Origin of the sequence: Nostoc sp., from assembly GCF_036917275.1 — a bacterium.
GTDB lineage: Bacteria > Cyanobacteriota > Cyanobacteriia > Cyanobacteriales > Nostocaceae > Nostoc.
Genome location: NZ_JBALDF010000006.1, coordinates 266867 through 277410 on the forward strand (window position 1 = coordinate 266867; position 10544 = coordinate 277410).

Genomic DNA, 10544 nt, shown 5'->3' on the forward strand with positions numbered 1-10544 from the left:
TATAATACCCACCTGTTAAAGGAAAGATATCAGTTGGGTGCAAAATAATCAGATATAGCGGTTCTCACTTCGGTGCAATACTGTTGTAACTTCACCCTATCCTGACTTTAACCCCTCTCTTTGTTAAAGAGAAGGGATATAGATTAAGCGCTAAAGTATTTTGCTATTGGGTGGTAAGCAATAATCGCAGTGGTAGACTGTTCTGGATAAAGTTGTTCACTTTCATCCATATACAAGTTAATCCTGTCAGTCCCCAATAACTCCAGCTGCTTGTACTGGTCTTGAATATTGGGGCAAGCTGGATACCCAAAGCTATATCGTGAACCACGATAGCGTTGTGCTAATATATCACGAATATTGTCGGGTTCTTCAGCAGTAAAGCCTAACTCCCGGCGAATTCTAGCGTGTGTCCACTCAGCTACAGCCTCCGCCATCTGCACCGCCATTCCGTGGAAATACAAGTAATCTGTGTATTGATTAGCAGCAAACAGCTTTTGGGCGAACTCTGTTGCAATATCCCCCACAGTTACCGCCTGCATTGGGAACACATCAATAATTCCCGACTCCTTCGGTGCAAAGAAATCTGCTATACACAGCCGCCTTAACGACCTTTGTCTGGGAAACTCGAAAGTTGCAACTTGTTGTGATTGGTTTTGTGAGTCATATATATGTAGAGAATTCCCCTCAGCTTGACAAGGTAAATACCCGTAAATCACCTGGGGATGTAACAGATTCTCTTCAATAATCCGCTGTTTCCAATTTTCCAAAACTGGGTGCACTTTCTCAGCTAAGAAAGCCTGATATTCTTCCTTAGATTGCTCCTTTGGTTTGCGGAATTGCCACTGTCCAGCAATCAAAGCTTGTAAATCTAAATGCCAGAATATTTCCTCAATGGGAATATCATTAGGCTGCAATAACTGCGTTCCCCAAAAAGGTGGTGTCGGGCGTTCAATATCTATCGCTACTGCTTCTGAATGCCGCGTATCCACTTCTTTTGGTTCAGCAGATGCTATTTCTTTAGCAGTCGTAGTTACTGATTCTTTGTGACCATTTGTCGAAACTTCAGCAATTTCAACTTCGTTCAAAAATCCCTGCAAATCTTCCCAGTTACCAGTAGCTTTAGCTGGCATTAATTTATCCATGAAGTGCAAGTCAGAAAAGGCATCTTTGCCATAAACAACCTTACCTTTGTAGGTTTTTTGGCAATCTTCATGCACAAATTTGGGAGTCAGCGCTGCACCGCCTAAAATCACGGGGACGGTAATTCCTTTTTCGTTGAATATTTCCAAATTCTCTTTCATGAAGGCGGTGGATTTTACTAGCAAACCACTCATGGCAATACAATCAGCTTTGTGCTGTTCGTAAGCGTTGATGATGTTTTCCACTGGCTGCTTAATTCCCAGGTTAATTACCTTGTAGCCATTGTTGGACAAGATAATATCTACCAAGTTTTTACCAATATCGTGGACATCACCTTTGACAGTGGCAATAATAAAGCTTCCCTTGCCATTGTTGCCTGATTCTGACTTTTCCATGAACGGTTCTAGATAAGCTACCGCCGCCTTCATGGTTTCCGCAGATTGCAAGACGAAGGGTAACTGCATTTGTCCTGAACCGAACAATTCCCCGACAACTTTCATGCCATCTAGCAGGAAGGTGTTGATAATTTCTAAGGGGGGATATTCTTCTAAGGCTTTTGTGAGATGTTCTTCTAAACCAATGCGTTCGCCGTCAATGATGTGACGCTTGAGACGTTCTGGGATGGGGAGACTTTCATCTAAGGAGCGATCGCGCTTAGTTGTCACCCCAGCAAACACTGTGGTAAGCTCTCCCAAGGGATCGTATACGCAAACATTACCCTCAAATTTCCGTTCGTCATAAATCAACTGCCGACAAATTTCTTGATGGCGTTCTTCAATCTTGGACAACGGTAAAATCTTGTTGGCACTAACAATCGCTGCATCCATTCCCGCCGTCGTCGCTTCGTGTAAAAACACCGAGTTCAGCACCATCCGCGACGCTGGATTCAAACCAAAGGAAATATTGGAAACACCCAAAATTACATGACATCCAGGCAATCCTTCACGAATCCGCCGGATAGATTCAATTGTGGCTTTACCGTTTTCTCGGTCTTCTTCAATCCCGGTGGAAATTGGTAACGCTAGGGTATCAAAGAAGATTTCGGTAGGAGCGATACCATATTCTACAGCTTGACGGTATGCACGCTGTGCGATCGCAAACTTTTTGTCTGCTGTCCGCGCCATCCCATCTTCATCGATAGTCCCAATGACTACACCAGCACCGTACTTCTTCGCTAACTCCAACACTTTCAAAAAGCGCGGTTCTCCGTCTTCGTAGTTGGTGGAGTTGAGCAAACACTTACCACCGGCAACCTTTAAACCCGCTTCCATCTTTTCCCATTCGGTGGAGTCAAGCATTAAAGGCAATGTCACATTATTGACGATGCGCGAAACTAATTCGTGCATATCCCGCACGCCGTCGCGTCCCACATAATCGACGTTGATATCGAGGATGTGTGCGCCTTCTTTTACTTGCGCCCTCGCCATTGAAACGAGTCCATCCCAATCTTCGGCGTTTAGCAAATCGCGGCACTTTTTGGAACCACTAGCGTTGAGACGTTCGCCAACAATCAAGAAGGAATTATCTTGGTCGTAGGGTTGAGTGGTGTAAATTGATGCTGCTGCTGGTTCTAAACTTGGGTGTCTAACTTTTGGCTTTAGGTCTTTAGCGAGTTCTGCCAATTGTTGAATGTGTTCTGGACGCGTCCCACAGCAACCCCCAATCACTTGGACACCCAAATCTTCAACAAAATGCATCAGCGACATCCGTAATTCTAACGGTGTCAGGCGGTAGTGCGCTTGACCGCCGACGTTCTCAGGTAAACCCGCGTTGGGAATACAGGAAACGATGAAAGGTGAATGTTCTGCTAGATACTTGATATGTGGTTTCATCAAGTCTGGGCCAGTGGCACAGTTTAGACCGAGAATGTCAATTGGGTAATGTTCCAGAATTGTCAGCACCGCACTGATTTCTGAACCAACCAACATTGTACCCATGCTTTCCATTGTCACAGATACCATCAACGGTCTGCGATCGCCCTTCTTAGCAAACACTTCTTCAATTCCATTCAGCGCCGCCTTAATTTGCAGCACATCTTGGCAAGTTTCCACCAAAAATAAATCGACACCACCATCCCACAGCGCCTCTGCTTGTTCAGCAAAAGTCGCTTTCATGGTGTCAAAGTCAATATGTCCCAAGGTAGGGAGTTTCGTTGTGGGGCCGATGGAACCAGCCACAAACCGGGGTTTTTCGGGCGTGGAAAATTCCGCAGCCACACGCTTCGCTAATTCTGCGGCTGTCTTGCTGAGGTAGTAAGCTTGGTCTGCTAAGTCATATTCTGCCAGCACCAGGGACGTACTGCCAAAAGTATCGGTTTCAATGACATCAGCACCAGCAGCGAGAAAGTCACGGTGAACCTTAGCGACTGCTTCGGGTTTAGTGTGGACTAAGTATTCGTTACAACCTTCATACTGTGGGCCGCCGAAGTCTTCAGCAGTCAGGTTTTGGGTTTGCAGGTTGGTTCCCATCGCCCCGTCGAAGACGAGGACTGGGCTATCTGGACTACGCAGGCGTTCAAGGAAAGAATGAGTCATATTTTCCGAGAATAAATGAGCAAATCAAGTGAGTCTTGTGATACTCCACTTACTTTATTATTTTCTCAAATTGTGATATTTTGGGCACTATTTAATAAATTCAGTTTTGCTGAAACTCACCATTCGCTCATTTTGACCTGATTTATCAAGGTTGGCGACGGCAGAATTATGTAAAAGCGTCCTTATATCATGTCGCTTGATTGCTTATTAAACTCGTAACCCCACCTCGCCAAAGTTGCGCTTTGTCTTCCCTTCCCGCTAGCCTACGGTTTACACACAAGTCTGAAATAGCTGAAAAACCCAAGGTTTTACCCCACCCTAACCCTCCCCTTATAAAGGGGAGGGAACTGGATTTCTTGTTTCCCCCCAATATATCGCGGGGATTAAGGGGGGTAATTCGACTTGTGTGTACACCGTAAGGGGTTGGGGGTAGGTGTAATGACTGTGGTTAGCATAACTAAATTATGCGGACATGATATGGCTCTAGAGGTCGCTGTCTCACAAACAAAGTCCAGATTTTTAGGTTGGGTTTCGTTCTTCAACGCAACCTACATTAAAGTTATTTTTTAGGCAAAACCTACGCAGTATTGACACAAGTGGGGTTTGACTGATTCTACATATAGTCAGATGAAATATTTTCGCCAAGTTTATTATCTTAGGATCACAGCTGAGAGTTGTCACTCCGTTCAGCTTAAAGATGGAAAAAACATTAGGAGTATAACTTGAGTCCTATTATGGATTTAAATTCTTTGTTCAATCTAAATACATTTATTGAATTATTACTAGGGATTAGTTTGAGCGCGGCGGCTGGCTTTCGAGTATTTGTACCCCTGCTAGCGTTGAGTGTGGCTTCAGTTTTTGGACATTTTGATTTGCCAACTAACTTTGATTGGCTGGAAACACCTCAAGCTGTAATTGTCTTTGCAGTCGCTTGTTCGCTGGAAATTACCGGTTATTACATTCCTTGGTTAGATCATCTGCTGGATATTGTTGCCACACCTGCGGCATTTATCACTGGGACAATCGTAACAGCATCTGTTGCTCCAGAGATGAATCCACTGGCGCAATGGACGTTAGCTTTAATTGCAGGTGGTGGAACCGCAGGATTAACTAAGGGATTAATGAATACGTTGCGGATAAGTTCTACTGGCGTTTCAGGTGGATTAACCAATCCATTTGTGTCAACCATTGAGTTGGTTATTGCCATCGGACTGTCTGTGCTGGCGCTAGCTTTACCAGTGCTAGCAGGAGTGATTGTGATTGGTTTTTTAATAATAGCTATTCAAAGAATCTGGAGTTTCTTCAATAAACCATCTTCCCAAACTAACGAAACCGTCTCTACATCAAGAGAATTGGGATAAGTAGTTATGGATTGTCATAACTGCGTAGGTGTAGCTCGTCGTAGACATCGCAATTATAAAGCGATCGCTATTAATGTTAGTGCCAAAGTTCAGGAGAATCGTAGGCTGGGTTGAGGAACGAAACCCAACATCACCGCGCTATAAGTTCATCAGCAAATACTTCGGTTCTTGACGAATATTTATGGAATTGCCGACTGCTAACTATATTCAATGTATGCCATAAAGCGATCGCCTGTAGGGTTGGTGGTGCCGCAGCTACGCCCGTCGTAGACATTGCAATTATAAAGCGATTGCAGTCTTCGGGTGTGTTAGCGCGAAAGCGTAACGCACCCTTTGAACTCGGTTAATGAGTCTTTGATACTCGTGAGCGAATCTTTGATACTCGTGAGCGAGTCTTTGATACTCGCCGACGAGTCTTTTATACTCGTGAGCGAGTCTTTTATACTCGTGAGCGAGTCTTTGATACTCGTGAGCGAGTCTTTGATACTCGTGAGCGAGTCTTTGATACTCGTGAGCGAGTCTTTGATACTCGTGAGCGAGTCTTTGATACTCGCCGATGAGTCTTTGATACTCGTGGACGAGTCTTTTATACTTGCCGATGAGTCTTTGATACTCGTGAGCGAGTCTTTTATATTCGTGAGCGAGTCTTTTATACTCGTGAATGAGTCTTTGATACTCGTGGATGAGTGAATGTTATTGCAAGGGATGACATGTCTACGACGGGCTACGCCTATGCACCCTACTAATTTAAACATTACAGCCCTTTCTACGTAGATAGAACAGATTAATCTAGCCCCACTCCCCATAACCTGCGATACATTAATCTGGTAAATATCGTTACAGAGTTGGTGAGGTTTGCAGGTGACAAACGAAGAACTGTTGCAAATTATAGAAAAAGCTGCCAGGGAAAAGGCAAGGCATTTATCCCTCTCTAATAATCAACTAAGCAGCCTGCCACCAGAAATCAGCCAACTCTCCAACTTGATAACCCTACACCTCGATCACAATCAACTAAGCAGACTGCCGCCAGAAATCAGCCAACTCTCCAACTTGATATCGTTATGCCTCTCTAATAATCAACTCAGCAACCTGCCGCCAGAAATCAGCCAACTCTCTAACTTGAAATGGCTATCCCTCTTTAACAATCAACTCAGTAGGCTGCCGCCAGAAATTAGCCAACTCTCCAACTTGATATCGTTACGCCTCGATCAGAATCAACTCAGTAGTCTGCCGCCAGAAATCTGCCAACTCTTCAACTTAACTGAGTTATACCTCTCTAACAATCAACTAAGCAGACTGCCGCCAGAAATCAGCCAACTCTCTAACTTGAGATGGCTATCCCTCTTTAAGAATCAACTCAGTAGCCTGCCAACAGAAATTAGCGAACTCTCCAACTTGACTGAGCTATACCTCAATTACAATCAACTCAGTAGCTTGCCGCCAGAAATCAGCCAACTCTCTAACTTGAGATCGCTATGCCTGAATCACAATCAACTCAGTAGCTTACCACCAGAATTCAGCCAATTCTCTAACTTGACATGGCTATCCCTCTATAACAATCAACTCAGTAGCTTACCACCAGAATTCAGCCAATTCTCCAACTTGATAACGCTACACCTCTCTAATAATCAACTCAGCAGTCTGCCAGCAGAATTCAGCCAATTTTCCACCTTGACATGGCTATCCCTGAATCACAATCAATTCATTAGCCTGCCGCCAGAAATCTGTCAACTCTCTAACTTGACTGAGCTATCGCTGAATCACAATCAACTCAGTAGCCTGCCGCCAGAAATCTGCCAACTCTCCAACTTGGTTGAGCTAGACCTCTCTAACAATCAACTCAGTAGCCTGCCACCAGAAATCAGTCAGCTCTCCAACTTGACTGAGCTATACCTCGATCACAACCAACTGAGCAGCCTGCCGCCAGAAATCTGCCAACTTTCCAATTTGACTGAGCTATACCTCGATAACAATCCACAATTAAGCTCACCGCCGCCTGAAATTGTTCAGCAGGGAACGCAGGCAATTTTGACCTATCTTCGAGCCAGGATAGAAGGTAAACAATAATATCTTTCTAAGCTGCTAATCGTTTGCTCATAACAGCACTATTGCAGGGATTATAAACGTATATTTAACTAGAATTAAAGTATCTATAGCGATTCTTATTTAGATACCATAGGCGTTAGGGGCGTACAGAAGTGCGCCCCTACAAAAGATACATCAGTTTAGCTATAAATTAATATCTACCGTTTTACGGCTATTAAAAAAAATGAGGTTTACAGACTGGGCGACTAGGGTGCTACTAATCTGGCTGATGTTCGCCACTCTAATTGCAGTGCTGCTAATTGGACGAGCGACACAATTACACAATAATCGGATAACATACCATACATCCAATCCCCAGGTTACAGCCTGGAGTCAATATCCCCAGGCACAATTCCAATCAGCGAAAGAGCCAGAAAAGAAATTTCAACGTGTAATCAAATCCCCAGTCAAGATTAGCAAGTCTCTAGCAAGGTACGTAACCACTCAAACTTTTGCACAGTACAGACCTAATTATCAAGTCGCTTCGGTTGACCCAAGCAACTATGGAGAACGGTACGCCCAAGATGTTAACGGTGTAACTCTTAACAACCAACCGATTATCGTCCTCCATGAAACTGGTTATTCTGCTTCCAGCGCCATTAATTTCTTTCAAGTAGCCCATACCGATGAAAGTGTGCAAGCAAGTTATCACGCCTTAATCAAGCTAGACGGAACCGTGATTTATCTAGTACCGCCAGAAAAGCGAGCTTTTGGTGCAGCTAACTCAGTATTTGAGAGTCCAGGGGGAGTGGAAACTGTGCAGACTAATCCGAATTTGCCAGCTTCTGTAAATAATTTTGCTTATCACGTTTCTTTAGAAACACCACCAGATAGTTATGACAGTAGCAGCCAACAAACTCATAGCGGCTATACGAAAACTCAATATGATTCTCTTGCTTGGTTAATTGCTCAAAGTCAAGTTCCAGACGATCGCATTACTACCCACCATCTGGTAGACCGTTCTGGTAAAAAAGTTGACCCAATAAATTTTGATGGGAATAAATTTCTGGACTTACTTAATACTTATCGTCAGGTAAGACCAATCTATAGAGTAAGTAAATAAAAAGTGGTGCCGTACTTTCGGCAATCACACCCCCTTGTATATTGAAAGAAAATTATCGAAGCTATTTGCTAAAGCTATAAATTTGCTGCGTCTCCAGGCGATCGCTAATCGATGAAGGCAGTGTACCATCCGGGAATGTCTCTCGATCCAGTTGAACTTGTAAATTACTCAAAGGATCGCAACCAGAGGAAATCAGAAATTCTAGTTTCTGGATGTAAGGCAAAGTTGCTAGGTTGTCCAGAATTTGGAAGATAGCCTGGATATAAGGATGACCACTTTGCTCATACCAATCGCAACTAGCAACTTTTGCTTGATCCAAACCCAAGTGTACTGTTAAGGATGGCTCGTCAAATATAGCGATCGCTAACGGACGCGCTTCTTCCTGCAACAATAAATCATTAGTTCTCGCTAAATGTCGCAGTTTCTCTAAGCGTTCATAACGTTCTGTCACAGCTTCCGGGTCATCTTGCCAATGAATTGCTACTGTTACCAGATAAGTCTGTAACAGCATGTGACCCAGCTTTTTCGCCTTTGTGGCCAGGTAATAAGAATTGTAGTCGGTTGCCTCAATTAATAATGGCAAGCGATCGACTACTTCCAACCCATAGCCCTTAACTCCAGCAATTTTACGGGGATTATTGGTAATTAGGCGTATCTTTTTGATGCCTAAGTCCATAAGCATTTGTGCCCCCATCCCGTAGTCTCGCAAGTCAGCAGGAAATCCTAAACGCTCATTAGCCTCTACTGTATCCAGTCCCATATCCTGCAAAGAGTAGGCTTTCAGCTTGTTAATCAAGCCTATTCCCCGTCCTTCTTGCCGCAGGTATACAACGACACCTTGACCAGCAGCCTCAATCATTTTCAGTGCAGCTTCTAACTGCATCCGACAGTCGCAGCGCAAAGAACCCAAAGCGTCGCCAGTTAAGCATTCTGAGTGCATCCGCACCATCACTGGCTCATCTTTGAAGTTAGCGGGATCTCCCTTGACAATTGCAACGTGTTCTGTATTATCCAGAGTGTGGCGGTAGGCGTAAATTTCAAACTGGCCAAATTGACTAGGCAGCTTGGTTATCACCTCACGATACACGAGGCGATCGTGCTGTAGGCGATAACTGATTAAATCCGCAATACTAATAATTTTTAAATTGTGACGTTTAGCGTATTCAACTAATTGTTGCAACCGCGCCATTGAACCATCGGAGTTTTGAATTTCACAAATTACCCCGGCTGGGTATAGCCCTGCAAGTCTAGCTAAGTCCACAGCAGCTTCCGTATGTCCAGCACGTTTTAGTACGCCTCCAGCCTTAGCCCGAATCGGAAAAATATGTCCAGGACGACGTAAATCAGTAGGTTTTGTGACTGGGTTGAGAGTAACCTGGATAGTGCGGGCGCGGTCTTCCGCTGAGATGCCTGTAGTCACACCCAATTCTGGCCCGGCATCAATACTAACAGTGAAGGCAGTTTGGTTAGTATCTGTAATGTTGCTTACCATCAAGGGTAAGTCTAGTTCGTCTAAGCGATCGCCTGTCATTGCCAAACAAATCAGTCCTCTAGCTTCCACCGCCATGAAATTAATCGTGTCGGGTGTGGCAAATTGGGCAGCACAAATTAAGTCGCCTTCATTTTCTCTATTTTCATCATCTACCACTACAATGACACGACCAGATTTTAGGTCTGCTAAAGCGGCATCAATCGAATCAAATTTAAAAGCTTGGATAGTATTAGGCTGTGACACAGAAAGATTTCCAGCTACCAACGTAAATTTTTTTAACAATTTCTTCTTTTAGATTGTAGCTTCTTTATAAGACTAGAGAAGTAGACTAGCATTGACACCCTCAGGTCTAAAGATACGCTCATTTCTCCAAGCCAAGCATGGAAGGGATAGTCAAGTATACCCTAGATGCTCAAAAAAACTAGCAGTACTAGAGGTATTGCAATTGCGCTTAATTTATTGTTTTTCTTAAAGCTTTCAGAGTTTATTCCGCTTGCCAACACGTGGTAAGACACACAACCTGCCTAACGGAAAACCCTTCTTCTAAGGGAGATGCTACGCGAACAGGACTGGACTCACCATTATTTGCTCTTTCAAGTCATACTGCCATTAGCTCTTATTGCTAACCGTTGTTTCATGGGAGCCGGGATTTCTCCGTACCAGGATACTGCAAAACGTAAATACTTATTTCTACTCACAATTTAATTTTAACACAGACTGACTGCATCTATCACTGCATTAGTGGTCACTGAGCTTGCCCTTAGTGGCACTTCCCTAGTAAACTCAACGAGGTTGTCACCAACCCCGTTGGTCTTCAAAACCGTGCTTAATAGTTTCCCATTACACGGCTCCTCAATGAATCGGCACGT

Annotated in this window: 7 protein-coding genes; 4 read left to right on the forward strand and 3 right to left on the reverse strand. The window is 44.0% G+C overall.

What is annotated here, in order from left to right:
- Positions 1-143: 143 nt before the first annotated feature.
- Entirely contained in the window at positions 144-3674 is a 3531-nt protein-coding gene (gene metH, locus V7K35_RS02760) for a methionine synthase (protein ID WP_335076171.1), read from the reverse strand.
- 734 nt (positions 3675-4408) lie between these two features.
- On the opposite strand from metH, the gene V7K35_RS02765 reads away from it, so the two are divergent.
- A complete protein-coding gene (locus V7K35_RS02765; RefSeq protein WP_335076173.1) occupies positions 4409-5035 on the forward strand; it encodes a DUF4126 domain-containing protein in 627 nt (208 codons plus the stop codon).
- A gap of 130 nt (positions 5036-5165) precedes the next feature.
- On the opposite strand, the gene V7K35_RS02770 is transcribed toward V7K35_RS02765, so the two are convergent.
- The gene (locus tag V7K35_RS02770) at positions 5166-5309 is read right to left on the reverse strand and encodes a hypothetical protein (protein ID WP_335076175.1); all 144 of its coding nucleotides are present in this window, start codon (positions 5307-5309) and stop codon (positions 5166-5168) included.
- 59 nt (positions 5310-5368) lie between these two features.
- On the opposite strand from V7K35_RS02770, the gene V7K35_RS02775 reads away from it, so the two are divergent.
- The 3 genes from V7K35_RS02775 (at position 5369) to V7K35_RS02785 (ending at position 8183) form a co-directional block, all read left to right on the forward strand.
- Complete coding sequence (locus tag V7K35_RS02775; protein ID WP_335076177.1) at positions 5369-5725, forward strand: hypothetical protein; 357 nt, start codon at positions 5369-5371, stop codon at positions 5723-5725.
- 171 nt (positions 5726-5896) lie between these two features.
- Positions 5897-7102 carry a leucine-rich repeat domain-containing protein gene (locus V7K35_RS02780; protein WP_335076179.1) on the forward strand — a complete coding sequence of 402 codons (1206 nt, stop codon included), beginning with the start codon at positions 5897-5899 and terminating at the stop codon, positions 7100-7102.
- Between the two features lie 202 nt (positions 7103-7304).
- Positions 7305-8183: a peptidoglycan recognition protein family protein gene (locus tag V7K35_RS02785; protein ID WP_335076181.1), complete on the forward strand. Its 879-nt coding sequence runs from the start codon at positions 7305-7307 to the stop codon at positions 8181-8183.
- A 61-nt stretch (positions 8184-8244) separates the two neighbouring features.
- On the opposite strand, the gene ribBA is transcribed toward V7K35_RS02785, so the two are convergent.
- Positions 8245-9918: a bifunctional 3,4-dihydroxy-2-butanone-4-phosphate synthase/GTP cyclohydrolase II gene (ribBA, locus tag V7K35_RS02790; RefSeq protein WP_335076183.1), complete on the reverse strand. Its 1674-nt coding sequence runs from the start codon at positions 9916-9918 to the stop codon at positions 8245-8247.
- Positions 9919-10544 lie beyond the last annotated feature (626 nt).